The organism is Pantoea agglomerans (assembly GCF_020149765.1).
GTDB classification, from domain to species: Bacteria; Pseudomonadota; Gammaproteobacteria; order Enterobacterales; family Enterobacteriaceae; genus Pantoea; species Pantoea alvi.
On sequence record NZ_CP083809.1, the window covers coordinates 528347 to 551290 of the forward strand.

Consider the following 22944-nt stretch of genomic DNA (forward strand, 5'->3'; position numbering starts at 1 on the left):
TTAACCCCAAGCAAATAAATGGCGTAAACCCGCCGGGCATTCTTTTGCCCAAATTCTGGAGAAAGTGAAATGCGAAATATCGAAATTAAAACCTTTAACGCTGACGTTGAGCAGCTGACAACGCTTCTCACTGCTGCGCGTTTGGAAGAGCGCGCAGAGCGTGGATTGCTCGTAGCGCGCCGCCTGGTTGCATTGGCCGATCAGATTGAGCGTAAATCTTCGAGTCGCTTTGAGGCAATTGAGTTAATCCGCGCTGAAGCAGAGCGCTATGAGAACGAAGCTCGTGAGGCGGTGCGCTAATGGCTGACTCAATGGACATGGCGCAGCAGCGCGCCGATGAGCTGCTGGCGCGCAACATCGCCAGCGTGGTTAATCGCCCGGTCAGCGTTGCGGCTTCATTCTGCGAAGACTGCGACGCGCCGATCCCGGAACAGCGCCGCCGCGCCGTGCGTGGCGTTACTCGTTGTGTCAGCTGTCAGGACATGGCTGAGCGGTACGCGAAAGTCTCAAAAGGCGGTGCGGCATGAGCACCATTCTGAAATGGGCGGGCAGCAAGTCCCGCGTAATGCCTGAGCTGCTGGCGCACCTGCCAGCAGGTAATCGCCTGGTCGAACCCTTCGCCGGTTCCTGCGCGGTGATGATGAGCACCGATTACCCTTCCTATCTGGTAGCGGATATTAACCCCGACCTGATCAACATGTACCGCCAGATAAAGGAGCACACCCGCCCCTTTATCGTTGTGGCGGCCAGCCTGTTCAATCAGAACACCACAGGCGAAAGTTATTATTCTGTCCGTGAGGCGTTCAACCATAACCCGGCGTTACCCCTGCTGGAGCGCGCCGCGCACTTCCTGTACCTGAACCGCAACGGCTATCGCGGCCTTTGTCGCTATAATCGTTGCGGCGAGTTCAATATCCCTTTTGGTAATTACTCTAAACCCTATTTCCCGCTGGAAGAAATTGAGGCATTCGCGGAAAAGGCGCAGCGCGCGAAGTTTATCTGCGCCGACTTTCGCGAAACGCTGCGCCTGACTAAAGCTGGCGACGTGGTGTACTGCGATCCGCCGTATGACGGGACGTTTTCGGACTATCACTCGGCGGGCTTTGACAAGGATGAGCATCACGATCTGGTCAGCATGTTGCTCGGCGTCTCGGAGCACTGTCCGGTTGTCGTTTCAAACAGCGATACCTTCTACACCCGCAGCATCCTGCGCGATTTCAACATTACAAAAATCAGCGTAGCCCGCTCTGTCGGCGTTGCCGCCGGTGAGGGCAAGCGAGCCTCGGAAATCATCGCCGTGCGCCGCCCACAGGAGGGCGCAGTATTTGTCGGCTTTGATCCGGCGGCAGGCGCTGGCTGGTCAGCAGAAGTGCAGGCGGTTCAATGATTCAGGAATACGCTTACCCGTGGAATGCTCCACGGGAAGCTATCGCCAGCCCGTATCCTACCTATGAGGAAATGCACAGCCGCAGTCAGATGATTGCGGCTTTAGCGCGTGCGCAGGAATTACTGGAAAAGCAGCCGACGCTGATCCAGCTCGACGTTAAGCGCCGCGTCAGCGAGCTTGAAAAGACCCAGGGCATTGCCCGTGCCAATGCGTACTTAGCAAAAACCTTTGTTGAGCGCACATTGCCACGCGTTGAATGCGTCAGTGAGCAGTACCGCCTCGGCGAAATGAGCAGCGGCACGTTTAACCTGCTTGCAGGCAATGCCGCGCAACAGACTGGCGCGGCCAGCGCGGCCGGCACGCTGTGGGAGCTGATGCGCCGCTTTAACCGCCTGCCCGACATGGCGCGCGCCGACGTCGATCTGCTGGCCGGGGATGTGGCTAATTTCATCCTCGCCGAGCTGGTACAGGCGCACGCGCAGGCCAGCGACGAGTCGGATTACAAATACACGCACCGCGTTTACATGACCGCCGCCACTATCACCCGCGAGCTGAGCCAGACGCCGCCGCTGTGGGAAAAAGTCTCGTCCCGTCTGTTCGACCCGGAGGAAGTGACCCCGGCGATCATGCGCATGCAGACCGAAAAGTGGTGGAAGGGCCGCCTGCGCCGCGTCGCCGCGTCATGGCGTGAACACCTGCAGATTGCCCTGGCTAACGTCAGCAAAAAACATACTCCCTACGCCAGCAGCATGACCGTCTCAGAGTGGCGCGAGCAGAAGCGCCGCACCCGTGAGTTTCTGAAAGGCATGGAGCTGGAAGACGAGGAAGGCAACCGCATCAGCCTGATCGAGAAGTACGACGGCAGCGTGGCCAACCCGGCAATCCGACGCTGCGAGCTGATGACCCGCATTCGCGGCTTCGAAAACATCTGCAACGAGATGGGCTTTATCGGCGAGTTCTACACGCTGACCGCCCCGGCGCGCTATCACGCCACAATCAAAACCGGTCATCGCAACCGCAAATGGAACGGCGCCAGCCCGGCCGACACCCAGCGCTATCTCTGCGGCGTCTGGCAAAAAATCCGCGCCAAGCTGCATCGTGATGAAATCCGAATCTTCGGGATCCGCGTTGCCGAGCCTCATCACGACGCGACCCCGCACTGGCACATGCTGATGTTTATGCGTCCCGAACAGGTTGAGCGCGTGCGCGAGATTATGCGTGACTACGCCTGGCAGGAAGACAGCGGCGAGCTGACGACGGACAAAGCCCGCAAGGCCCGCTTTCACGCGGAGGCTATCGACCCGGAAAAGGGCAGCGCAACGGGCTACGTCGCTAAGTACATTTCCAAAAATATTGACGGCTACGCGCTGGACGGCGAGACGGACGACGAAAGCGGCAAAGACCTGAAGGAAACCGCCTCGGCCGTTTCCGCCTGGGCGGCACGCTGGCACATCCGGCAATTCCAGTTTGTGGGCGGCGCGCCGGTGACGGTTTACCGCGAGCTGCGCCGCATGGCAGACAGCGAAACAGCCCACGGCCTCAGCGTTGAGTTTGCGGCCGCGCATGACGCCGCCGATGCGGGAGACTGGGCAGGATACGTTAACGCACAGGGCGGCCCGTTCGTGCGCCGCGACGAGCTGGCCGTGCGCACCTGGTATCAGGCCAGCGAAGACGTGAACGAGTATGGCGAGGAAACCGTGCGCATCAAGGGCGTTTATGCAACGGAAGTGGGTGAAGACACGCCGATCCTCACTCGTCTGGCGCAGTGGAAGATTGTGCCGAAACGTGCCGTTGATTTGGGTTTTGAATTTAAGGACGCGTCCGCGTCCTCTCGGAGTTCTGTCAATAACTGTACGGGAGGTTTGAGATTTGAGGATTCGAACCCGCCGGCAAGTTTCGACGATATCGACCTGGACGGCATGAGCAGAAGAGAACGGCGGCGGCTGCTGAGCCGGATCAGGGCACAGGAGCCAGAAAAGCGGCATCTGCAGCTGAGGCGGTCGGACAAAATCGAGGCCGCGTGCGACAACGTGATAGGCCAGGTGAAGGATTTATGCGGTGAAACCATCAGCCGCGGGCTGGCCGTGCGCCTGATTGGCGGCACGCAGACAAAAATTGCTGGCCGACTGTTTCGCAGCTCTGCATATGGTGAGCTAGTGAGGCCTCATGCTGGACCTAAAAGTTATAAAATTCTGGAGCGAATAGGGCGCTTAGCTCGTGCCTCTAAGGATGCGAAAGAAGCCAATTAACGTCTTAACTTCAGGAGCCTGCTTTCAGATAAGGACTTATTGACCGTAAAAAATCATTTCACATTTGAAAAATCGTAATATACTGTATGCATAACCAGTTGTTCATTGTGCGGAGGGATTATGCGAGACTATTTTTTGGAGTCAATGAAGCTCCAGCGTATTGATTTATTTATGAAACTTGTTGCGGCAAGTGATTGCAGTGAAGATGAGAAACAGCTCGCGATTCAGTGGGTTTCAGAGCTGACTGATGAGCTAATGCGTAAGGTCAGAAGCCACGAATATTCACGATCTATGCAAGTATCTGAATAACTCCGGGGAGACTATGCGTGTTGAAATTATGCTTGATAAAAATCAAAAACTAAGCCAGTCAGTGATTGAAGCTTTTCATAACGAGATAAACAGGCGCGTAGTGGCGCTTCACCCTGAAGCAGTAGTGCGGGTACGGCAGGGAAGCCACACAAGAATAGAAATGCCTGGCTTTAAACTCAACGAAGACAGGCGGCTGCTAAATGATCTGCTCCAGAACGTTTGGGAAGATGACAGCTGGCTGCACTGATAACCGTGCAGACGTCAAAAGCTTGATTTTGACGGAAGCAGGGTTAAACAACGAGGGTGCGAGGCGTTAGGTTATGGGGGGACGAGACTCTGAATTTCAGGTCGTTTACTGTGGTGAATCCCTCCCATATTTCCGTCCAGGTGGATGGGTTATGTTTCAAAGGTCACGCGAGTGTGGCGGCGGTTTCTGGCTGGGGCAGACTTTCGAAAATGCGTTTATCTTTAGCCGGCCGTTTCCCCTGACTTACCGGGAGGCTCTCCTGCTTGCCATGGACTTCACTAGGCGAAAAGTTAAAGCACCAGAGACAGAACCTGATGACCAGTTGCCACTGTTTTGATGTTACCTGGTACTGCATGACTATGCCGCATGAAATCGCATGATCCCAAAAGGATCGTTTATGCCCCGGCCCGCCAGTAATGGCGGGCTTTTGCTTATGTCATGCACATGCATGAAAACCACTACATAAAGCGGGCAGGCGTGGCGGGGGTACGAGCGCGCGCAATCAACTTTGTTGTATGACCCCTCAAAAGTGTGTAATTCATGTACGCGGCCTGAAAAAGTGTGTAATATTTAGCTCATATAGTGATGACATTGGAGCAAGGCAATGAGCGAGCATCTGATTTACATGCTTTCTAAAATTCAATACGGACGTATCTCTAACTCAAAATTTGATTCGGGCAAGGATCAAATCATTGAAAAACTGAGGAAATCGTTCCCACACGTTCAGCCAATTAGAAGGCAAAATTCTTTTCGTTTTGACTTCAGCACAGATGGTAAGGCAGAGTTGGTTAATGAGCCGGATCCAATGCTCAGCTTACTTTCAGCAAATAAAGCTTGGGCCATTAGGGTTACTCCAAATTTTTTGATCTTGCATACTAAAAGCTATGCAGGCTTCTCTGATTTTCTCGAAAGAATGATGACTATTTTAGAAGCTGTAAACGAGGCATTCGAAATATCCCATGTTTCTTTCATTGGTATGAGGTTTTTGAACAATTTTGAATATGATTCTGAAACTATGTTTAGAGATTCGTTTAAGCGCTTAGACTTTTTGCAGCCTGAGCTTAATGAATGGTCAAGAATGGGAAGTAATTTAAATGCAAGATACCCTATTGCGCCTGATTTAATCAACATTAACAGTGGTGTAAACATAAACGCACCTAAATATCTTCCTGATATTTTTGATTTGGCATCAGATTTAGATGATGTATCTAAAATAATTGAAAGCCCAGTTGCTTATTTAGATATTGATTCATTCTTCCCAACTGAGCATGATCTTCAAGAGTTTGATTATGCATTTATTAGAGAAAAGTTACACCAATTAAGAAACAATGCTAACCAAGCCTTTGAAGAAATCATAGTTGAAGAAAAACACGGGAGGTAATATGACTTATAAATCAAACACTTCCTCTCATCTGGAGGTCACTACCAGCCTAGACCCAGGAGTAGTTAATATCGCTAGGTCTAATGAACATACAGCTGGCCAAAGTGGGAACTCACGCTTTGTAAACGGCAGTATATTTTCGGGCCTAGCATTTGCTGCGGTACTGGCTTTTATGAATTTAGGTTCCCCAACCACTACCAATCAAAGTAGTGTCACTAACAATCATCAAGCAGTAAGCCCTATTATTAATAGAAACAAAAAGGGAGAGGTGGAAACAGAAAATAACCATGATGAAAACATCATCAAATTAAGCCAAAATTTACAGGAGCACTTTGGTTTTAAAACAGCACAATGGGCGAAAATATTAAAGGTGGAGCGAAAAACAATCTACAACTGGAAAACAAATAGTAACACAAAAGTTAGGCAGGAAACTGCAATTAGAATATCGGAATTATCAGAGTTTGCTAAGTTTTTCAAGCGCGAGCACTCATTATTATTCGCGAAATTCATTTTTGGAGCTAAAGCTGATAAAAAACTAAGTTCAATATTACACCAAAATACACTTAAAGTTGATGAATTGACCGATGCGTATTATAACATTTATACGCAAATTGATGGCGCAGTCAAAAGAAAAAAAATTTTAGGTTAGTAGCTTTTGGGGGAGTGAATGAGCCAATTACATGAAAAAAGAGATGAAAGAGTTGCTGCTGGTTGGAAGAGAGGAGCATTCATTAGCTTGGCTGACCATCCTGATATTCAAGATGAGTTGCCAAATAAATTGGTCACTTTCCTGGAAGGGAAAAAAAACCCACGTATTATACCTGTGTTATATGACTGCGCCCTGATTGATGACTCATTTGATAAAGAGCCATGGGCGCAGGTTGTTGTATGCTGGGAGGTTGATCAGCATAATGGTAATTTTGTTAACGCCAAAAACCCAAGATGCCTGCACACATCAGCTACTATAGGCAATTCTGTTTTACTTCTTGAAGTAACTGCGATGAGTTTTGCCCAAGTTGATAGAGAATCTCTTTTAGAATGCTCTCCTGATACCTCTATCATATGGAACAATGGACGTTTAGAGCAGCTGTTGGATTGGATTGCTGAGCGCTATAGGCAACCAACTTTTCCAGATGCTTTTAATAATCGACTAAGATCAGTTGGTAAGCGACTTGACGCGCAGTGGAAAAGCGAAATTTTTAGAAAGTATTGTGCGGGGATATACTTTAGACTTGATACCTTCGCAGAGCTTTCTGAGAATCAACACTACCAATTAGACATTATCGTGGCGGTTCCTTCCCATATCAAAGGCCGCGATTATGTTGAATTTGATGCTAAGCATTCTCAAAGCATAATTGATGGTTTAAAAACAAGAATATCTGTAGCAAATGGGATTCGGCTTAATTCTGTAGATATTTATCCTGAATCAGAGTTCACTAAAGATATTGAAAGAGGATATCAGCGTTTTTCTCTGGAATACTTTTCCTATGCATCTAAAGACGGTGATGTATTGTTACCAGCAGAATTCAATTCGGCTGGGTGGTAGACACCCAGTCATTAGGAATTAAAAATCAAATGAATAAGGCTTAAACCTTATGATTTCTTCATTTACCCAGTCGTTTAGTTCGCAAACTCTCATTTGCAGCGGTAGTAATTCATTACGCACAAACACACGGCTGGCCTTTTCAACGTCACCGAATCCACCGGTATTGTTCGGGATAATGCCCATCATTTGCGGCGGCACCCGGTGCGCGGCCAGCATGTCATCACGGCTCACGTTCTTGATGTTCAGAAACTCATCCTTTGCCGCGACCTCTGACAGTGGGATGATCTGAATCCCGTCCTTTTTCCCGCTCGGCGAGTACATGAACAGGTTGCGGAAGTTACCAGGGCCCTTCGCGCTCTTCATCGCCTTGCGCATTGCGTCCACATCTTCCTGATTCTGAGACGGGTCCGTAACATACATGATGTAACCCGCATGGCTGCCGTTGAGGTAATACTTACGGCGGAACAGCGTCGCTGACTCGTTCAGAAGCGTGGACGGGATGGCCGAAAGGTATTCCGGCAGGCCGTAAACCTCCTGATTCAGATCAGGTTCCATCAGGTGAAAGATGTTGCCCGTTGTGAACTGGTAAGGCTGCGTGCTCAGGCCGTACTGCACAAACCAGTATGTATCAAGATCGATTCCCCGCCGCGTGAATTTTGCCAGCGCAGGCTCCAGTGCCAGCACGCCGCCGAGGCGGTTTGTACGTTTCTCCAGATACGCATTACCAAACACCAGATAGTCCTGCACAAATCGGCTGAATGCCTGCTGACTCAGCAGCGGATGCGGGATAAAAGAGCTGGTCAGTATGTTGCGCTTCACATTAAGTGGCGAACTGTGATGCACGGCGGCGCGGAACGTGCGCGCCAGCCCGTCAAAGCTGACCGGCGGCTCATACCAGCGATCGTTAATGACGCACTCCACGTAGTCGAGCAGTTCGCGGCGGTCCAGTACCGGCACCGGGTCGCCGAAGGTAAAAGCTTCTGACGCCGCGCCGCCGGTCATCTGCTGCTGCACGGGCTGGGTGCGTGTGCGGTTCCTGCGTTTGCTCATCAGTAAATCTCCATAATGTTGCGGCTGTGGGCGGCTTCGCCCTGCAGCGGTTCGTTTGCCAGCGCGTGCATCGTCGCCCAGGCGAGATCGGCGTGGCTTGCCTCTTCGCTGCGGCTGGCTTCATAGGTCGGGCGGTTGCCGCTGGCTGTGGTGGCCCGGCGGATAGCCATGAATGACTGCGCGATGTCGAGGTGCCCGGCGTCGAACTCCAGACGGCCGCTGCTGATGATGTCGTACGCCTTCAGCACCAGAGCGTTTTTCACGTTCGGGTTGTAGACAAATTCTTTCACCGCCGGGAAAAACATCTTCACGTTTTCATAGACGCCGAGGCCAACGCCCGTGGAGTCGATGCCGATATAGGTGACGTTATACTGCTGCGTCAGCTTTTTGATGGACTCGGCCTGCGCGCGAAAGTCCATGCCCCGCCACTGATGCCGCTCCAGAATGCGGAACTTGCCGCCCGGCACGGCGGGCGGCGCGATAACCACGCATCCGGCGCTGTCGCCGTTCTGCGTGCCCTTCGCCGGGTCATAGCCGATCCAGACTTCGCGCCATCCGAACGGGCGCAGCGCCAGCGCCTCGAAGTCGTTCCAGACTTCCCAGCTGTCTACCATGCACTTCTGCAGCAGCTGCAGCGGGAACACGGAGGCCAGGTCGTCCACGAATTCACACATCAGCAGGTTCTGATATTCCGGCGGGCTGTATTCCAGGCGCAGCTGATCGAGGTCGAACAGGTTACAGCCGCCGCGCACGGCGTCCTCAACCGTGACAATCTGGCGAAACTGGCCGTCATCGCAGAAGCGGCCCGGCGACAGGTTGCCGTGGGTCAGGTCGATGTCCACGCGGTCCGCCTTAGCACGCCCACGGTTGAAGAGCGCGCCAGACCAGAACGGATAGGCGCTGTGCGTCAGGCTGGACGGGGTGGAAAAGTAGGTCTGCCGCCATTTCTTGTGCAGGGCCATGCCGGACGCCACCTTGCGGAGCTCCTGAAACTTCGGGATCCAGAAGTATTCATCCAGGTAGAGATTGCCGTGATAGCTCTGCGCGGTGCGGGCGTTGGTGCCGAGGAAGTACAGGCACGCGCCGTTGCTGAGCGTCATCGGGTCGCCTTTCAGCTCTACATCCACCTCTTTGGCAAACTCCATGATGTACTGCTTAAAGACGTGTGCCTGCGCCTTGCTGGCTGAGAGAAAAATCTGGTTGCGCCCGGTGGTCAGGGCATCAATCAGCGCCTCGCGGGCAAAATAAAACGTCGCGCCGATCTGACGGGATTTAAGCACGTTGCGGATGCGGTGCTTGTTGCCCGCATCCCACCACTGGCGCTGATAGCCGAACATCGAGCCGTGGAAAATCTCCTGCAGCTTCTCGATCTGTTCGTCGCTGAATACGTTCTTTTCCGGTGGCTTGCGGGTGCCGCTGTTTCGGTTTGCCACCTTCGGGTTAAGGTCCGCCTCGTTCCCGCCGTTGCTGAACTTGCCGATGCGGGCGTGGCGCTCGGACTGGCGCGCCAGCAGGTCAATTTCCTTGTAGTCCTTCCCTTCTTTCGTCTCCTTCATGACCAGCTGACAGTAGCGCGCGGCGGTGGTGAGCTGCATCTGGTCAAGCGGGCCGTAGTCGTTCCACTTATCGCGCTTCTTCCAGCTGTGAACGGTTGCGGGTTTCTCTCCCAGCATTTCAGCAATGCGGGCGATACGGTATCCCTGAAAGTACAGGAGCAAGGCCTGCCTGCGGGGATCGAGGTCTTCGGGGGCGAGTGTCGTTGTCATGGCCCCAAAATACGGCCCCGGCAGTCCCTTTTCCGCCGCCCCTCATTGTGTGGTTTTCCGCACAATGGCCCCGCGTTGTTTCGATACCCCTCCCGCCGCAAACATAGAGCCTCAAAGCGAATTTTTACAACGGAGCCTGGCTCATGACAGTAACTGCAAAGCGTTTTCGGATCGGGGTGGAAGGTGCCACCACGGACGGGCGCGAAATTTCCCGCGAGTGGCTCGTGCAGATGGCCGCCGCGTACAACCCGCAGGTCTACACCGCGCTGATTAATCTGGAGCACATCAAGTCTTACGCCCCGGACAGCACCTTTAACCGCTACGGCTCGGTGAGCGCGCTGGTTGCGGAGGAAATCCCCGACGGACCGCTGGCCGGGAAAATGGCGCTCTACGCCGACATCCTGCCAACAGATTCGCTCGTCGAGCTGGTCAAAAAGGGCCAGAAGCTTTTCACCTCCATGGAGGTCAGCACTAAATTTGCCGACACCGGCAAAGCCTACCTGGTCGGCCTGGCTGCCACGGACGATCCGGCGAGCCTCGGCACCGAAATGCTGGCGTTCAGCGCGTCGGCGGAAAAGAACCCGCTGGCAAACCGCAAGCAGCACCCGGACAACCTCTTTACCGCCGCCACCGAAACCGTGATCGAGCTGGAAGACGTGCCGGAGGAAAAGCCCGCCCTGTTTACCCGCATCAAGGCGATGTTTGCCAAACAAAAGCAGACCGATGACGACCGTTTCAGCGACGTGCATCAGGCGGTCGAGCTGATTGCCAGCGAGCAGCAGAACTATGGCACCCGCACCGACAGAACGCTGGGCGAGCAGGCCGAGCGCCTGAGCCAGCTGGAAAGCAGCCTGCAGTCGCAGCTGGATGATCTGTCGGCGCAGAAGGAAGCCTTTAACGCACTCAAAGAGCAGCTGGAGCGCGCAGACAGCCGCCCCGACTACCGCCAGCGCGCACCGGGCGGCGATGCGCCGGCCGCTCACCTGACCAACTGCTAAGGAGCAGTACACCCCATGAAAAAACAGACCCGTTTTGCCTTTAACGCCTACCTGAGCCAGCTGGCGCGCATCTATTCCGTGGAGATTGCGGAGCTTTCCAGCAAGTTCAGCGTGGAGCCGTCCGTGGCGCAGACGCTGGAGGACACCATCCAGCAGAGCACCGCGTTTCTGACGCTGGTTAACGTTATCGCCGTATCCGAACAGTCCGGCCAGCTGCTGGGCCTCGGCGTCGGCAGCACCATCGCGGGCACTACCGATACCAGCTCTAAGGACCGCGAGCCGACCGATCCAACGGCGATGACCGACACCGAGTACAAGTGCGAGCAGACCAACTTCGACACGGCCATTACCTACGCGAAGCTGGACATGTGGGCGAAGTTTCAGGACTTCCAGACCCGCATCCGCGACGCCATCGTGAAGCGCCAGGCGCTGGACCGCATCATGATCGGCTTCAACGGCATGAAGCGCGCCAAAACCTCTAACCGCGCAGAGAACCCGCTGCTGCAGGACGTCAACAAAGGCTGGCTGCAGAAGCTGCGCGAAGACGCCCCGGACAACGTGATGGGCAGCACGACTAAAGACGGCGAAACCACCGCCGGATCGGTGAAGGTCGGCAAAGGTGGCGCCTATCTCAACCTGGACGCGCTGGTCATGGATGCGGTTAACGAGCTTATCGATCCCATCTTCCAGGACGATGACGAAATGGTGGTTATCTGCGGGCGCGAGCTGCTGTCTGACAAGTATTTCCCGCTGGTCAACAACGAGCAGGCCAATACCGAAAAGCTTGCCGCCGATCTCATCATCAGCCAGAAACGTATGGGCGGCCTGCAGGCGGTGCGCGCGCCGTACTTCCCGGCTAATGCCCTGCTGATCACCCGTCTGGATAACCTGTCGATTTACTGGCAGGAGGACACCCGCCGCCGCTCGGTTATCGACAATCCGAAGCGCGACCGCATCGAGAACTACGAGTCGGTTAACGAGGCGTACGTGGTGGAGGATTACCGCTGCGCCGCGCTGATCGAAAACATCACCATTGGCGACTTTAGCGCGCCCGCTGATGCCGGTGCCAGAGCGTAAACCATGAGCCTGAGTCCCGCACGGCAGCACCGCCTGCGCGTTCAGGCTGAGCAGGCCGCCCGCACGGGCGGCTCTGCCCGGCACGCGAACGGATACGAGCTGATGCTGATGCAGCTGGGTGAAGACCGCCGCCGCCTTAAGGGCATTCAGTCCAACGTCAAAAAAGCCGAAATCAAGGTAGAAGTGCTGCCGAAATATGCCGCCTGGGTAGACGGCGTGCTGGCCGCCGACGGCGCGCAACAGGATGACGTGCTGATGTACGTGATGCTGTGGCGCATTGACGCCGGGGATTATGCCGGGGCGCTGGCCGTTGGCCGCCATGCCCTTAAGCACGGCTGGTCTATGCCGCAGGGGTTTAACCGAAACGTGCAGACCCTGCTGGTCGAAGAGATGGCCGACGCCGCTAAAAATGCCCTGATGGCAGAAAGCGACTTTGATCCTGACCTGCTGATGCAGACGCTGGAGGCAAGCGACGGGCTGGATATGCCGGACCAGTCGCGTGCCCGCCTGCACAAGTCCATCGGCTACGTGCTTACCGGCAGCCAGCCCATGATGGCCCTGAATCATCTTAAGCAGGCGCTGCAGCTCGACGAGCGCTGTGGCGTGAAAAAAGACATTGAGCAGCTGGAGCGGAAAATCCGCAACGCCAGCTGATAACCGGACGTGCCCACGCGCGGGGCGGCACGGGGTGGCGACAGGCTGAGCCTTATCAAAACCCCGTCCACCGCCCAACCTTTTCAGGAGTATCAAGGCTATGGAATTTGTAGCGCCGCAGAAGGCGACGGGAACGCCGGAAATTATCCCCAACAACTCGTTCTGGCCGGACGTCGATCTGGCGAGGTTCAGAGCCGCAATGCGCGTAGACGGCACCGTGACGCCGGAGCGCTTAAAGCAGGTAGTGCTCACCGCGATGGCGGAGGTCAATACCGAGCTTTATTCATGGCGCGAGCGGCAGGAGCTGCGCGGGTTTAACACCCTGGCCGACGTGCCGGCGGAGAAGCTGGCCGGTGAGAGCGTGCGCCTGCATCACTACTTTAACGCGGTGTGGTGCTGGACCCGTGCGGTGCTTAACGAGCGCTATCAGGACTTTGACGCGACCGCCGCAGCGGCGAAGCGCGGCGAGGAGCTGGCCGACACGACCGGCGACCTGTGGCGGGATGCGCGCTGGGCCATCAGCCGCGTGCAGAACCTGCCGCACAGCACCGTGGAGCTTATCTGATGAAAGTGCGTGCGCAGCAGTACGACACAGTAGACGCGATCTGCTGGCGTCATTACGGGCGCACGCAGGGCATGACCGAGCAGGTTATACGGGCGAATCCGGGGCTGTCTGAGCATGGCCCCATCCTGCCGCACGGGCTGGAAGTGGAATTGCCGGACGTGACGACGACGGCAACCGTGCAGGCCGTCCAGCTTTGGGACTGAACTATGTGGGAAAAAATCAGCACCTTTATCACCTGGTGCGTGGCGGTAGTGATGGCGTGGCTGGGTGGCATGGATCTAAAGGACGTTTCTACCGTGGCCGGTGTCTTCATCGGCCTGCTGATGGCGCTTATCAGCTGGTACTACAAGCACAAAACCTACCTGCTGCTGGCAAGCGGGCGCATCACGCGGGAGGACTATGAATCTGCAAACCGTTAAGCGCTGCGCCGTGGGCGTGGTGCTGGCGCTGGCCGCCACGCTGCCCGGCTTTCAGCAGCTGCACACCTCCGTGGAGGGGCTGAAGCTCATCGCGGACTATGAGGGCTGCCGCCTGCAGCCGTACCAGTGCAGCGCCGGCGTCTGGACCGATGGGATCGGCAACACGCGCGGCGTGGTGCCGGGGAAAACCATCACGGAACGGCAGGCGGCGGGCAACTTCATCACCAACGTGTTACGCGTCGAGGCGGCACTGGCGCGCTGCGTGGCGGTATCAATGCCGCAGCAGGTTTATGACGTGCTGGTGTCGCTGGCGTTCAACGTCGGCACCGGCAACGCCTGCGGATCAACCATGGTAGCGCTGCTGAAACAGGGGCGATGGCGTGAGGCCTGCGGACAGCTGCCGCGCTGGGTGTACGTAAAAGGCGTATTTAATCAGGGGCTGGATAACCGCCGCCATCGTGAAATGGAGTGGTGTCTCAGGGGGGCGGGCGCATGAGGCGGGTGCTGCTGGCAGCAGCGCTTGCCCTTCTCCTACTGGCCGCGCTCGGCGTGCAGTCATGGCGGCTCAGCAATGCGCACCACACCATCAGCACGCAGCAGGCGACGATTGCGGACCAGGGCAAAAAGCTGTCGCAAAAGAACGGCCAGCTGATCGCCCTGAACATTCTGACGCAGACGAACAGCCAGGCGCAAACGCAGCTTTATGCCGCCGCCGAGCAAAACGGCAGGCTGCTGCGCGACCGGCAACGCACCATTGAGGAGCTTAAACGTGAAAATGAAGACCTGCGCCGCTGGGCTGATTCCCCTCTGCCTGATCCTGTTGTCCGGCTGCGCCAGCGACCGGCCCTCGCCGGAGGTGAATCTTACCGTGAGTGGCTGTCCCAAAATCACCCGCTGCCAGCTGGACCCGGCCGCGCCGCGAAGTAACGGCGACCTGAACGCCCTGCTGGATGAAACCGAGGCCGCCTGGGCGGCGTGCGCGGACAAAGTCGATACCATTATCAGCTGTCAGGAAAAAGACGATGAACAAGCCGCAGTCCTTGCGAAACGCCCTGAATAAAGCCGTGCCCTACGTGGCGGACAATCCCGACCGGCTGCACCTGTTCGTGGATAACGGCGCGCTGGTTGCCACGTCCGCCGCGTCGATCTCATGGGAATACCGCTACACCCTGAACGTGGTGATTACCGACTTTACCGGCGACCAGAACCTGCTGATGGCCCCGGTAATGTTCTGGCTGCGGGAAAATCAGCCGGACGCCCTGCAGAACCCCGGCGAGCGGGAAAAGCTCTTCACCTTTGAGGCCGACATCCTCGGCAATGACCGCTGCGACATCAGCATGAACCTGAAGCTGACCGAGCGGGTGCTGGCGCGGGAGGTGGACGGGAAAATGACGGTCGAGGCCATACCGGAGCCGGACGCGCCGGAGGAGTTCTGGACGGCGCGCCATGGCTGAACTGCATGAGGTTGACGCCTGGCTGGATGCGCTGCTGGCGCAGCTTGAACCGTCGGCCAGGACAAGGATGCTGCGCGAGGTTGCGCGCGACGTGCGCCGCATTCAGCAGGCGAACATCACGGCGCAGCGTGCCCCGGACGGCACCGCATGGGAACCCCGCCGCGTCACGGCCCGCACGAAGCCGGGCCGCATCCGGCGCAAGATGTTTGCGAAGCTCAAAACCACAAAGTACCTGAAGGCGCAGGCCAGCGCCGATCAGGCCGAAATAGCCTTTGCGCCTGCCGTGCAGAAGCTGGCCCGCGTGCATCACTACGGCCTGCGCGACCGGGTAAACCGGCGCGGCACGATGGTCAAATATGCGGAGCGCCCGCTGCTGGGCATGAATAGCGAGATTGAAAGCTCAGTGCGCGATACCCTGCTACGCTGGCTTAGCTCCAATTAATAGCCTACAAAGTCTCAATATGGCGCCTGGCTTTTTCAAAATTGATTTCATCAAGAACCGCTTTGCCAGCGCCGTCAGCCGAAGGGTAAATATCTGCCGCGTTAAACCCTGCTTTATATAAAAGTCTATAAGCTTGAAAAACCTCACTAACTGGAAGGGTGTACTTAAAAAAAATAGGATGGGGACTATCTGCAGTCAGTTCCTCTAAACTTTTCGTGCTAATAACCTCTCCTCTTTTTCCTTTATTTGGATGGACGGTAAATAGTCCATACTGGGCGGCAAGATGCGGGCTTACTGAACCTGCAGAAACATGCAACTTAATATTGGGATGAAGTGCAAGCATTTCAGTGTTTAATGCCCAAATAGCCAGCTTGCTGTTTTTTTTCCAGTTCATACAATTAGCAATGCAAGAACTAGCTGCAAAATAAAGTGCTGTATATGCCAATCGCGTCCAGTCTAACAGGCGCGTTGGCACCCCATGATGTTGAGCCATAGCCATAACGTCCAACAACTCTGAATTAGGCCATAGTGAAGGATTAATAAAAAACTTATTTTGCTTACCTATATCCAAATGTTCATTGCGAAGATGCTGACTGTCGTAGGGCACTCTAATGCCAACTCTATCGCAGCTTTTTACGAAAGAGCTTATTAATAATATTTCATTGGCTACTAGCTCATCTGCTTTAGGCTCAGACCCCAAGGTTATATAAGCTGGACTCTCTCTTAAAGCTGAAGGAATTAACTTCCATTCTGAATCTGCTTGTCCACGATACACAATATTATCGACGCAATTGGGATCGATTTTTTGAGTTGGTGAGAGCGCATCCCATAGTTCGTTAGCGTTACTAAATTCGCGAAGTTCATATGTAGGGTATTGGCGAGCTTCCATTATTTCATCCTTTTTTGAAGTTACCTTGTATCAGCGGCCACACAATCCTACACGCTGCCGTTTCAAATTTTTAGATGCCAATCTCTAGTAATGAACGAAAAACTGACCGAAATCATGCGCCTTATCACTAACCTGATCCGCACCGGCACCGTGTCCGAGGTGGACCCGGTGAACTGGCTGTGCCGGGTGAAAACGGGCGACATCGAAACCAACTGGATTAACTGGCTCACCATGCGCGCCGGCAGCACCCGCACATGGTGGAAACCCACCGTCGGCGAGCAAGTTGTGCTGCTGAGCCTGGGCGGCAATCTCGAAACCGCGTTTGCGCTGCCCGCCATCTATTCCGACGCTTTTCCGCCGCCGGACTACTCAGAAAACGGCGCGACAACCGTGTTTCAGGACGGCGGCTGGTTTCAGTACGAGCCGGAAACCGGCCAGCTGCTGATAAAGAACATCAAAAGCGTGCGCATAGAGGCGGCCGACGGGATTCGGCTCATCACTGAGCAGTTTGGCGTGGACGCTGACCAGACCCGGATCAACAGCGAAACCGTGATGAACGGCGCGGTGACGCAGGGCGGCGGCGGCATGAGTTCAAACGGCGTCGTGGTGCATACCCATCAGCACGGCGGCGTGAAGTCCGGCAGCGATATGTCAGGAGGTCCGCAATGATGTATCTCGGCATGAACCGCGACACCGGCGAGGCGATCACCGACATCGATCACATCCGGCAGAGCATACGGGACATTCTGATGACGCCGGAAGGCAGCCGCCTGCAGCGCCGCGAATACGGCTCGCTGCTGTCGGTGCTGATTGATCAGCCACAAAATGACGTGATCCGCCTGCAGGTGATGGCGGCAGTGTATACCGCGCTCAGCCGCTGGGAGCCGCGCATCAGGCTGAACACCGTCAACATTACCAGCGCCTTCGATGGCTCAATGGTGGTTGAACTGACCGGCCAGCGGGATGACGGCTCGCCGGTTGCCATGTCTGTTTCAACGGGGGTGAACAGTGGCAGTAATTGACCTTTCCCAGCTGCCCGCGCCTGAAGTGATTGAGGTGCCGGACTTTGAAACCCTGCTGACCGAGCGCAAAGAGGCGCTGATCGCGCTCTACCCGAAAGAGGAGCAGGCGGCGGTGCGCCGCGTGCTGGCGCTGGAGTCCGATCCGATGGTGAAGACGCTGCAGGAAAACACCTACAGGGAAATCCTGCTGCGCCAGCGTATCAACGAGGCGGCGCAGGCGGTCATGGTGGCCTACGCGCTCGGCAGCGATCTGGACCAGCTGGCCGCAAACCATAACGTGCAGCGCCTGACCGTGACCCCGGCTGACCCTGACGCAGTGCCGCCTGTCGATGCCGTGATGGAAACCGACGATGCCCTGCGCGTGCGCGTGCCGGAGGCGTTTGAGGGGCTGAGCGTGGCCGGGCCGACGGCGGCCTATGAGTTTCACGCAAAGAGCGCGGACGGCCGCGTCCAGGACGTGTCGGCAACCAGCCCGTCACCGGCCAGCGTGCTGATCACCGTTCTGAGCCGCGAAGGGAACGGCGAAGCGGCGGCGGATTTGCTGGCTACAGTGAACACCGCGCTAAACGCGGAAACGGTGCGGCCCGTAGCGGACCGCGTCACCGTGCAGGGCGCGACCATTCATGACTACAGCGTGAAGGCAAAGCTGCACCTGTTTGATGGCGTGGCGGCCGGCCCCTGCCTGGAGGCGGCAAACGCGCAGCTGGCCGCTTACCTCACCGAGCAGAAAAAGCTGGGCCGCAGCGTGCGCCGCGAGTCCTACGGGGCGGTGCTGCGCGTGCCCGGCGTGGACTGGGTGGAAATGATCGAACCGGCTGCGGACATCATCCTGGACCGTGCGGCAGCGGGTAACTGCACCGGCACGGACATTTCGGTGGCGGCTGACGAGGTACTGATATGAGCAACAGCAGCCTGATGCCGTCCGGCTCGTCCGCGCTGGAGCGCCGCCTGGCGGAAGCCTGCAGCGGCATTACCGGCCTGAACGTACCCCTGCGCGACCTGTGGAACCCGGCAACCTGCCCGGTCAGCTTTCTGCCGTATCTCGCCTGGGCGTTTTCGGTGGACCGATGGGACGAAGGCTGGGCGGAAAGCGTCAAGCGGCAGGTGGTGCTCGATGCGTTTTATATCCATCAGCATAAGGGCACCATCAGCGCTATCCGGCGCGTGGTGGAGCCGTTCGGGTTCCTGATCCGCGTTATTGAGTGGTGGAAAACTGGTGAAACGCCCGGCACGTTTCGCCTGGACATCGGCGTGCAGGACCAGGGCATTACGGAAGAAACCTATCACGAGCTGGAGCGGCTCATAAGTGACGCCAAACCCTGCAGCCGTCACCTGCTGGGCATGTCCATCAACCTGCAGGTGAGCGGCGAAACGCGCATAGCCGCCGCGAGCTACGACGGTGACGATCTTTCTGTTTACCCGTACACCCCGGAAATTCTTTCCGTCAGCGGCCCGACGTATACGGGCGCGGCGGTTCACGTTATCGACCAGATGGAAGTCGGACAATGACACAAAAATTTTACGCAATCGTGACCAACCTGGGCGCGGCGAAAATTGCCAACGCCGCCGCGCTCGGCACAAAACTGAATATCACGCAGATGGCCGTAGGCGACGGCGGCGGCACGCTGCCCACGCCGAACGCCAGCCAGACAAAGCTGGTAAACGAGATGCGCCGGGCGGCCCTTAATACGTTGAGTATCGATGCCACCAACGCCAGCCAGGTGATTGCCGAGCAGGTTATTCCCGAAACTGAGGGCGGATTCTGGATCCGGGAAATGGGGCTGTTTGATGCGGAGGGGACGCTGATTGCGGTCTGTAACACGCCGGAAACCTACAAGCCCGCCCTGCAGGAAGGCAGCGGCCGCACGCAGACCGTGCGCATGCTCATCATCGTGAACAGTACGGACGCTATCACCCTGAAGATTGATCCAGCCGTGGTGCTGGCAACGCGGCAGTATGTTGACAGCAAGGTGAGCCAGGCCGTGATCGAGGTCAGGCAGTACGCGGACGATTTGATGGCAAAGCATATTGCAGCGGCGGACCCGCACAAGCAGTATGCGCCCAAAGACAGCCCGCTGCTTACCGGCACGCCCAAAGCCCCGACGCCAGCGACGGGCAACAATTCAACGCTGCTTGCCACGACCGCCTTTGTGCAGGCGGCCATTGCGCAGCTGGTCGCGTCCTCCCCGGAGGCGCTGGACACGTTGAACGAGCTGGCCGCCGCGCTGGGCAACGACCCGAACTTTGCTACCACAATGACGAATCAGCTTGCTGCGCGCGCATTGCTGACGGGCAACGTCAACCAGCAGTTCTTCGTCAAAGACGCCACGCTTGACGGACATGCTGTAAACCGTGGGCAGATGAATGTAGCACTGGCGCTAAAAGCACTGCTTAACGGCGACCCGGCACAGGCATTCCAGATGGCGAACAGCGGCACCGGATCTTATGGAGTTAACAATGACCGTCTGAATTTTGTATTGCAGAGTTATGCCGCACTGGCCGGAAACCAGTATACGCCTTTCAGTGTGGGCGGTGCGACACAGGCAGCGCATGCCGTGCGGCTTGACCAGTTTCAGTCCGGTAATAACGGGAATGGAGCATGGACCAAATTTCCCAATGGGCCAATGTGGGCGAGGTCAAATGTCAACTTAAATGCAAATGGCAGCACAACCTGGACTTTCCCTGTGACATTTCCGGGTAACCCTGGTGTTTATATTACTAACTTTAACTCAGGTAACAGGGTGTGGCTAAACGGCATAGGGCCTAGCTCGGTTGGTATATATAACGATGGCCCGGCAACGAACATTAATGTTTTTGCGGTATGGTGATTGAAATGGCTGAAGAAAACAAAGCTACTGAACAAAGTGAAGAAACGCAGCTTCATGAATTTAAAACCCGTTTCTTTTTGAAGATGGACGAAGAGCACTACGTTGTTGCCATGATGGTTGCTGTGAATCAGGCTGAAGTTGAAGCGTACGAAAGCCAGAATTTAACTGAGGTGTCAGCAGAAACCTACCAGCAGGTGGGGCCAGATTCCAGGCTGATTGACGGCGAAGTTAAGCAGGGAGAGCCGCGCGTGCCGATGCTAGATAATGAAGCAAAGCAAGCCATCATGACGGCCAGGCTACGGGATGCAACGGTGAAAATTGACACGCTGCAGGACGCGGTTGATCTGGAAATGGCGACAGATGATGAGAAGGTGCAGCTGACGGCGTGGAGAAAATACCGCGTCCTGCTGAGCCGCGCGGATGCGAAAGCGCAGTCGCCGGAAGAGTGGCCGCAGCCCCCGGTCTGACAGGATGAGCGCCCGCCGGGGCGCTTTTTTTCGCTGTTCCTTGTGTGATTTTCCACACAATGCCCGCAGGGTGCGCCCGCGCCCGCCACCTTTCACCATAGCGGAACCCCTTTACAGGAGAACCGCCACATGGCTCAGGATTATCACCACGGCGTGCGCGTTGAGGAAATCAACGAGGGCACCCGAACTATCACCACCGTCAGCACGGCAATTGTCGGTCTGGTCTGCACCGGCGACGACGCCGACGCGGCAACCTTTCCGCTCAACCGCCCGGTGCTGCTGACCGACGTGCTTACCGCCAGCGGCAAGGCTGGCGAGTCCGGCACGCTGGCCCGCTCGCTGGACGCCATAGCCGACCAGGCAAAACCCGTCACCGTCGTTGTGCGCGTACCGCAGGGCGAAACCGAGGCGGAAACCACCGCTAACATCATCGGCGGCGTGACCGATGGCCAGCGCACCGGCATGAAGGCGCTGCTGGCCGCGCAGGCCGTCTGTGGCGTCAAGCCGCGCATTCTCGGCGTGCCGGGACATGACACGCAGGCCGTTGCGACCGAGCTGCTGAGCGTGGCGCAGAGCCTGCGCGGCTTTGCCTACCTGTCGGCCTACGGCTGCAAAAGCGTAGAGGAAGCCATCGCCTACCGCGCCAACTTCAGCCAGCGCGAAGGGATGCTTATCTGGCCTGACTTCATCAACTTTGACACCGTGCTGAAAGCGGACGCGACGGCCTACGCCACCGCCCGCGCGCTCGGTCTGCGCGCCAAAATCGACGAGCAGACCGGCTGGCACAAGTCCCTCTCAAACGTCGGGGTGAACGGCGTCACCGGCATTTCCAAAGACGTGTTCTGGGACCTGCAGGATCCGGCGACGGACGCGGGCCTGCTGAACCAGAACGACGTCACCACGCTGATCCGCAAGGACGGTTTCCGCTTCTGGGGTTCCCGCTGCCTGAGCGACGACGCGCTTTTTCAGTTTGAGTGTTACACCCGCACCGCGCAGGTGCTGATGGACACCATGGCAGAGGCACAGATGTGGGCCGTTGACGGTCCGCTGAACCCGTCGCTGGCCCGCGACATCATCGAGAGCATCCGCGCGAAGCTGCGCAGCCTGGTGAATCAGGGCTACCTCATCGGGGCAGATTGCTGGCTGGATGAAAGCGTGAACGACAAGGACACGCTGAAGGCGGGCAAGCTGACCATCGACTACGACTACACGCCGGTGCCACCGCTTGAAAACCTGCTGCTGCGCCAGCGTATCACCGACCAGTACCTGGTCGATTTCAGCAGCCGCGTGAGCGCATAAGGAGACTGAAACATGGCATTACCCCGCAAGCTCAAGCACCTGAACGTGTTTAACGCAGGCAACAACTGGCAGGGGCTGGTTGAGTCCATCACCCTGCCAAAAGTCACCCGCAAGTTTGAGAAGTACCGCGGCGGCGGCATGGCCGGTGCGGTAGACATTGACATGGGCCTGGACGACGGCGCGCTGGATACGGAGTTCACTGTAGGCGGCACCGAGGCGCTGCTGTTCAAGCAGCTGGGCACCGCCACCGTGGACGGCGTGCAGCTGCGCTTTACCGGCTCTATCCAGCGCGACGACACCGGCGAAGTGCAGGCGGTCGAACTGGTCACGCGCGGCCGCTACAAAGAGCTGGATTCCGGCGAGTGGAAGACCGGCGATTCAAGCACCACCAAGGTGTCCGCGACCAACAGCTACGCCAAGCTGACCATTAACAACGAAGTGGTTTACGAGATTGACCTCGTGAACATGATCCACATCGTGGACGGCACCGACCTCATGGAAGCGCACCGTAACGCGCTCGGCCTCTGATAAACCCGGCAGGGGCAGCCCTGCCGCTCTGAAACGTATAAACGGAAAATAACCATGACCGACAAAACTACCGAAAAAGCTGTTGAGCTGGACACCCCCATTCTGCGCGGCAAAACCGAAGTTACCAGCGTGACCGTGCGCAAACCGCAGGCCGGGGCGCTGCGCGGCATCCGCCTGCAGGCGCTGATGGACATGGACGTGAACGCGATGATGGCCGTGCTGCCGCGCGTCACGAACCCGGCGCTGACCGTGCAGGAAATTAACGAAATGGACCCCGCCGATCTGCTGTCCCTGTCGGTCGAGGTGATCACTTTTTTGTTGCCGAAGTCGGCGCTGTCAGCTTTCCCGACAGCCTGACGGTAGAAGA

The 22944-nt window shown here is 56.7% G+C and carries 32 protein-coding genes; 29 read left to right on the top strand and 3 right to left on the bottom strand.

The genetic code is table 11. The features are described from left to right. Nucleotides 1-69 precede the first annotated feature (69 nt). The 9 genes from LB453_RS05095 (at nucleotide 70) to LB453_RS05135 (ending at nucleotide 7119) form a co-directional block, all read left to right on the top strand. Nucleotides 70-300, top strand: a complete 231-nt coding sequence (locus LB453_RS05095; RefSeq protein WP_033755251.1) for a DUF2732 family protein — start codon at nucleotides 70-72, stop codon at nucleotides 298-300. After that, nucleotides 300-527, top strand: coding sequence for a TraR/DksA C4-type zinc finger protein (locus LB453_RS05100; protein WP_096073689.1), 228 nt, complete (start codon nucleotides 300-302; stop codon nucleotides 525-527). Before LB453_RS05095 ends, LB453_RS05100 begins: the two co-directional genes overlap by 1 nt. After that, complete coding sequence (locus LB453_RS05105) at nucleotides 524-1387, top strand: DNA adenine methylase (RefSeq protein WP_103794595.1); 864 nt, start codon at nucleotides 524-526, stop codon at nucleotides 1385-1387. The genes LB453_RS05100 and LB453_RS05105 overlap by 4 nt, the downstream gene beginning before the upstream one ends. Beyond that, nucleotides 1384-3636 carry a replication endonuclease gene (locus LB453_RS05110; RefSeq protein ID WP_103794596.1) on the top strand — a complete coding sequence of 751 codons (2253 nt, stop codon included), beginning with the start codon at nucleotides 1384-1386 and terminating at the stop codon, nucleotides 3634-3636. The genes LB453_RS05105 and LB453_RS05110 overlap by 4 nt, the downstream gene beginning before the upstream one ends. A 120-nt stretch (nucleotides 3637-3756) precedes the next feature. After that, entirely contained in the window at nucleotides 3757-3945 is a 189-nt protein-coding gene (locus LB453_RS05115) for a hypothetical protein (protein ID WP_103794597.1), read from the top strand. 13 nt (nucleotides 3946-3958) lie between these two features. Further along, on the top strand, nucleotides 3959-4192 hold the full coding sequence (locus LB453_RS05120) for a DinI-like family protein (RefSeq protein ID WP_103794598.1): 234 nt from the start codon (nucleotides 3959-3961) through the stop codon (nucleotides 4190-4192). A gap of 604 nt (nucleotides 4193-4796) precedes the next feature. Further along, nucleotides 4797-5573 carry a TIGR04255 family protein gene (locus tag LB453_RS05125; protein WP_103794600.1) on the top strand — a complete coding sequence of 259 codons (777 nt, stop codon included), beginning with the start codon at nucleotides 4797-4799 and terminating at the stop codon, nucleotides 5571-5573. A gap of 1 nt (nucleotide 5574) precedes the next feature. Then, nucleotides 5575-6222 carry a hypothetical protein gene (locus tag LB453_RS05130; RefSeq protein ID WP_146053802.1) on the top strand — a complete coding sequence of 216 codons (648 nt, stop codon included), beginning with the start codon at nucleotides 5575-5577 and terminating at the stop codon, nucleotides 6220-6222. An 18-nt stretch (nucleotides 6223-6240) separates the two neighbouring features. Then, complete coding sequence (locus tag LB453_RS05135) at nucleotides 6241-7119, top strand: hypothetical protein (RefSeq protein ID WP_146053803.1); 879 nt, start codon at nucleotides 6241-6243, stop codon at nucleotides 7117-7119. Between the two features lie 18 nt (nucleotides 7120-7137). Here the strand turns inward: LB453_RS05135 and LB453_RS05140 are convergent, their stop codons facing one another. After that, a complete protein-coding gene (locus LB453_RS05140) occupies nucleotides 7138-8169 on the bottom strand; it encodes a phage portal protein (RefSeq protein ID WP_103794602.1) in 1032 nt (343 codons plus the stop codon). Further along, the gene (locus tag LB453_RS05145; RefSeq protein WP_103794603.1) at nucleotides 8169-9935 is read right to left on the bottom strand and encodes a terminase ATPase subunit family protein; all 1767 of its coding nucleotides are present in this window, start codon (nucleotides 9933-9935) and stop codon (nucleotides 8169-8171) included. The genes LB453_RS05140 and LB453_RS05145 overlap by 1 nt, the downstream gene beginning before the upstream one ends. Nucleotides 9936-10078: 143 nt before the next feature. Here LB453_RS05145 and LB453_RS05150 point away from each other — a divergent pair, with 143 nt between their 5' ends. From LB453_RS05150 to LB453_RS05200, 11 genes are all read left to right on the top strand, one after another. After that, on the top strand, nucleotides 10079-10933 hold the full coding sequence (locus LB453_RS05150) for a GPO family capsid scaffolding protein (protein WP_103794604.1): 855 nt from the start codon (nucleotides 10079-10081) through the stop codon (nucleotides 10931-10933). 15 nt (nucleotides 10934-10948) lie between these two features. Continuing rightward, the gene (locus LB453_RS05155; RefSeq protein ID WP_103794605.1) at nucleotides 10949-12010 is read left to right on the top strand and encodes a phage major capsid protein, P2 family; all 1062 of its coding nucleotides are present in this window, start codon (nucleotides 10949-10951) and stop codon (nucleotides 12008-12010) included. Between the two features lie 3 nt (nucleotides 12011-12013). Further along, complete coding sequence (locus LB453_RS05160; protein ID WP_103794606.1) at nucleotides 12014-12664, top strand: terminase endonuclease subunit; 651 nt, start codon at nucleotides 12014-12016, stop codon at nucleotides 12662-12664. Between the two features lie 100 nt (nucleotides 12665-12764). Then, the gene (locus LB453_RS05165) at nucleotides 12765-13229 is read left to right on the top strand and encodes a head completion/stabilization protein (RefSeq protein WP_103794607.1); all 465 of its coding nucleotides are present in this window, start codon (nucleotides 12765-12767) and stop codon (nucleotides 13227-13229) included. Further along, the gene (locus LB453_RS05170) at nucleotides 13229-13432 is read left to right on the top strand and encodes a tail protein X (protein WP_103794608.1); all 204 of its coding nucleotides are present in this window, start codon (nucleotides 13229-13231) and stop codon (nucleotides 13430-13432) included. The genes LB453_RS05165 and LB453_RS05170 overlap by 1 nt, the downstream gene beginning before the upstream one ends. 3 nt (nucleotides 13433-13435) lie before the next feature. Continuing rightward, nucleotides 13436-13648, top strand: a complete 213-nt coding sequence (locus LB453_RS05175) for a hypothetical protein (RefSeq protein WP_103794609.1) — start codon at nucleotides 13436-13438, stop codon at nucleotides 13646-13648. Then, nucleotides 13629-14144, top strand: coding sequence for a lysozyme (locus tag LB453_RS05180; RefSeq protein WP_103794610.1), 516 nt, complete (start codon nucleotides 13629-13631; stop codon nucleotides 14142-14144). The genes LB453_RS05175 and LB453_RS05180 overlap by 20 nt, the downstream gene beginning before the upstream one ends. Continuing rightward, nucleotides 14141-14575, top strand: a complete 435-nt coding sequence (gene lysB, locus LB453_RS05185) for an Rz-like lysis system protein LysB (protein WP_103794611.1) — start codon at nucleotides 14141-14143, stop codon at nucleotides 14573-14575. The genes LB453_RS05180 and lysB overlap by 4 nt, the downstream gene beginning before the upstream one ends. Continuing rightward, nucleotides 14469-14708, top strand: a complete 240-nt coding sequence (gene lysC / locus LB453_RS05190) for an Rz1-like lysis system protein LysC (RefSeq protein WP_233215846.1) — start codon at nucleotides 14469-14471, stop codon at nucleotides 14706-14708. The genes lysB and lysC overlap by 107 nt, the downstream gene beginning before the upstream one ends. After that, complete coding sequence (locus tag LB453_RS05195; protein ID WP_103794612.1) at nucleotides 14671-15102, top strand: phage tail protein; 432 nt, start codon at nucleotides 14671-14673, stop codon at nucleotides 15100-15102. The genes lysC and LB453_RS05195 overlap by 38 nt, the downstream gene beginning before the upstream one ends. Further along, the gene (locus LB453_RS05200; RefSeq protein WP_103794613.1) at nucleotides 15095-15544 is read left to right on the top strand and encodes a phage virion morphogenesis protein; all 450 of its coding nucleotides are present in this window, start codon (nucleotides 15095-15097) and stop codon (nucleotides 15542-15544) included. Before LB453_RS05195 ends, LB453_RS05200 begins: the two co-directional genes overlap by 8 nt. Before the next feature lie 4 nt (nucleotides 15545-15548). Here LB453_RS05200 and LB453_RS05205 read toward each other — a convergent pair whose 3' ends face one another. After that, a complete protein-coding gene (locus LB453_RS05205; RefSeq protein WP_103794614.1) occupies nucleotides 15549-16433 on the bottom strand; it encodes an FRG domain-containing protein in 885 nt (294 codons plus the stop codon). Nucleotides 16434-16523: 90 nt separating this feature from the next. On the opposite strand from LB453_RS05205, the gene LB453_RS05210 reads away from it, so the two are divergent. The 9 genes from LB453_RS05210 (at nucleotide 16524) to LB453_RS05250 (ending at nucleotide 22934) form a co-directional block, all read left to right on the top strand. Beyond that, nucleotides 16524-17102, top strand: a complete 579-nt coding sequence (locus tag LB453_RS05210; protein WP_103794615.1) for a phage baseplate assembly protein V — start codon at nucleotides 16524-16526, stop codon at nucleotides 17100-17102. After that, nucleotides 17099-17455, top strand: coding sequence for a GPW/gp25 family protein (locus tag LB453_RS05215; RefSeq protein ID WP_103794616.1), 357 nt, complete (start codon nucleotides 17099-17101; stop codon nucleotides 17453-17455). The genes LB453_RS05210 and LB453_RS05215 overlap by 4 nt, the downstream gene beginning before the upstream one ends. After that, nucleotides 17442-18356, top strand: coding sequence for a baseplate J/gp47 family protein (locus LB453_RS05220; protein WP_103794617.1), 915 nt, complete (start codon nucleotides 17442-17444; stop codon nucleotides 18354-18356). The genes LB453_RS05215 and LB453_RS05220 overlap by 14 nt, the downstream gene beginning before the upstream one ends. Continuing rightward, the gene (locus tag LB453_RS05225) at nucleotides 18353-18964 is read left to right on the top strand and encodes a phage tail protein I (RefSeq protein ID WP_103794618.1); all 612 of its coding nucleotides are present in this window, start codon (nucleotides 18353-18355) and stop codon (nucleotides 18962-18964) included. Before LB453_RS05220 ends, LB453_RS05225 begins: the two co-directional genes overlap by 4 nt. Next, nucleotides 18961-20283, top strand: a complete 1323-nt coding sequence (locus LB453_RS05230; protein WP_224481609.1) for a phage tail protein — start codon at nucleotides 18961-18963, stop codon at nucleotides 20281-20283. Before LB453_RS05225 ends, LB453_RS05230 begins: the two co-directional genes overlap by 4 nt. Before the next feature lie 5 nt (nucleotides 20284-20288). Beyond that, complete coding sequence (locus tag LB453_RS05235; RefSeq protein WP_224481610.1) at nucleotides 20289-20750, top strand: tail fiber assembly protein; 462 nt, start codon at nucleotides 20289-20291, stop codon at nucleotides 20748-20750. 129 nt (nucleotides 20751-20879) lie between these two features. Next, nucleotides 20880-22049, top strand: coding sequence for a phage tail sheath protein (locus LB453_RS05240; RefSeq protein ID WP_103794620.1), 1170 nt, complete (start codon nucleotides 20880-20882; stop codon nucleotides 22047-22049). Nucleotides 22050-22061: 12 nt separating this feature from the next. Continuing rightward, a complete protein-coding gene (locus tag LB453_RS05245; RefSeq protein ID WP_033752530.1) occupies nucleotides 22062-22577 on the top strand; it encodes a phage major tail tube protein in 516 nt (171 codons plus the stop codon). A gap of 54 nt (nucleotides 22578-22631) precedes the next feature. Beyond that, the gene (locus LB453_RS05250) at nucleotides 22632-22934 is read left to right on the top strand and encodes a phage tail assembly protein (RefSeq protein ID WP_033752527.1); all 303 of its coding nucleotides are present in this window, start codon (nucleotides 22632-22634) and stop codon (nucleotides 22932-22934) included. Nucleotides 22935-22944: the final 10 nt, after the last annotated feature.

Bases quoted from the DNA above. Each gene is read 5' to 3' on its own strand.
- LB453_RS05095 (WP_033755251.1), top strand. From the start codon at position 70: ATGCGAAATATCGAAATTAAAACCTTTAACGCTGACGTTGAGCAGCTG.
- LB453_RS05100 (WP_096073689.1), top strand. From the start codon at position 300: ATGGCTGACTCAATGGACATGGCGCAGCAGCGCGCCGATGAGCTGCTG.
- LB453_RS05105 (WP_103794595.1), top strand. From the start codon at position 524: ATGAGCACCATTCTGAAATGGGCGGGCAGCAAGTCCCGCGTAATGCCT.
- LB453_RS05110 (WP_103794596.1), top strand. From the start codon at position 1,384: ATGATTCAGGAATACGCTTACCCGTGGAATGCTCCACGGGAAGCTATC.
- LB453_RS05115 (WP_103794597.1), top strand. From the start codon at position 3,757: ATGCGAGACTATTTTTTGGAGTCAATGAAGCTCCAGCGTATTGATTTA.
- LB453_RS05120 (WP_103794598.1), top strand. From the start codon at position 3,959: ATGCGTGTTGAAATTATGCTTGATAAAAATCAAAAACTAAGCCAGTCA.
- LB453_RS05125 (WP_103794600.1), top strand. From the start codon at position 4,797: ATGAGCGAGCATCTGATTTACATGCTTTCTAAAATTCAATACGGACGT.
- LB453_RS05130 (WP_146053802.1), top strand. From the start codon at position 5,575: ATGACTTATAAATCAAACACTTCCTCTCATCTGGAGGTCACTACCAGC.
- LB453_RS05135 (WP_146053803.1), top strand. From the start codon at position 6,241: ATGAGCCAATTACATGAAAAAAGAGATGAAAGAGTTGCTGCTGGTTGG.
- LB453_RS05140 (WP_103794602.1), bottom strand. From the start codon at position 8,169: ATGAGCAAACGCAGGAACCGCACACGCACCCAGCCCGTGCAGCAGCAG.
- LB453_RS05145 (WP_103794603.1), bottom strand. From the start codon at position 9,935: ATGACAACGACACTCGCCCCCGAAGACCTCGATCCCCGCAGGCAGGCC.
- LB453_RS05150 (WP_103794604.1), top strand. From the start codon at position 10,079: ATGACAGTAACTGCAAAGCGTTTTCGGATCGGGGTGGAAGGTGCCACC.
- LB453_RS05155 (WP_103794605.1), top strand. From the start codon at position 10,949: ATGAAAAAACAGACCCGTTTTGCCTTTAACGCCTACCTGAGCCAGCTG.
- LB453_RS05160 (WP_103794606.1), top strand. From the start codon at position 12,014: ATGAGCCTGAGTCCCGCACGGCAGCACCGCCTGCGCGTTCAGGCTGAG.
- LB453_RS05165 (WP_103794607.1), top strand. From the start codon at position 12,765: ATGGAATTTGTAGCGCCGCAGAAGGCGACGGGAACGCCGGAAATTATC.
- LB453_RS05170 (WP_103794608.1), top strand. From the start codon at position 13,229: ATGAAAGTGCGTGCGCAGCAGTACGACACAGTAGACGCGATCTGCTGG.
- LB453_RS05175 (WP_103794609.1), top strand. From the start codon at position 13,436: ATGTGGGAAAAAATCAGCACCTTTATCACCTGGTGCGTGGCGGTAGTG.
- LB453_RS05180 (WP_103794610.1), top strand. From the start codon at position 13,629: ATGAATCTGCAAACCGTTAAGCGCTGCGCCGTGGGCGTGGTGCTGGCG.
- lysB (WP_103794611.1), top strand. From the start codon at position 14,141: ATGAGGCGGGTGCTGCTGGCAGCAGCGCTTGCCCTTCTCCTACTGGCC.
- LB453_RS05195 (WP_103794612.1), top strand. From the start codon at position 14,671: ATGAACAAGCCGCAGTCCTTGCGAAACGCCCTGAATAAAGCCGTGCCC.
- LB453_RS05200 (WP_103794613.1), top strand. From the start codon at position 15,095: ATGGCTGAACTGCATGAGGTTGACGCCTGGCTGGATGCGCTGCTGGCG.
- LB453_RS05205 (WP_103794614.1), bottom strand. From the start codon at position 16,433: ATGGAAGCTCGCCAATACCCTACATATGAACTTCGCGAATTTAGTAAC.
- LB453_RS05210 (WP_103794615.1), top strand. From the start codon at position 16,524: ATGAACGAAAAACTGACCGAAATCATGCGCCTTATCACTAACCTGATC.
- LB453_RS05215 (WP_103794616.1), top strand. From the start codon at position 17,099: ATGATGTATCTCGGCATGAACCGCGACACCGGCGAGGCGATCACCGAC.
- LB453_RS05225 (WP_103794618.1), top strand. From the start codon at position 18,353: ATGAGCAACAGCAGCCTGATGCCGTCCGGCTCGTCCGCGCTGGAGCGC.
- LB453_RS05230 (WP_224481609.1), top strand. From the start codon at position 18,961: ATGACACAAAAATTTTACGCAATCGTGACCAACCTGGGCGCGGCGAAA.
- LB453_RS05235 (WP_224481610.1), top strand. From the start codon at position 20,289: ATGGCTGAAGAAAACAAAGCTACTGAACAAAGTGAAGAAACGCAGCTT.
- LB453_RS05240 (WP_103794620.1), top strand. From the start codon at position 20,880: ATGGCTCAGGATTATCACCACGGCGTGCGCGTTGAGGAAATCAACGAG.
- LB453_RS05245 (WP_033752530.1), top strand. From the start codon at position 22,062: ATGGCATTACCCCGCAAGCTCAAGCACCTGAACGTGTTTAACGCAGGC.
- LB453_RS05250 (WP_033752527.1), top strand. From the start codon at position 22,632: ATGACCGACAAAACTACCGAAAAAGCTGTTGAGCTGGACACCCCCATT.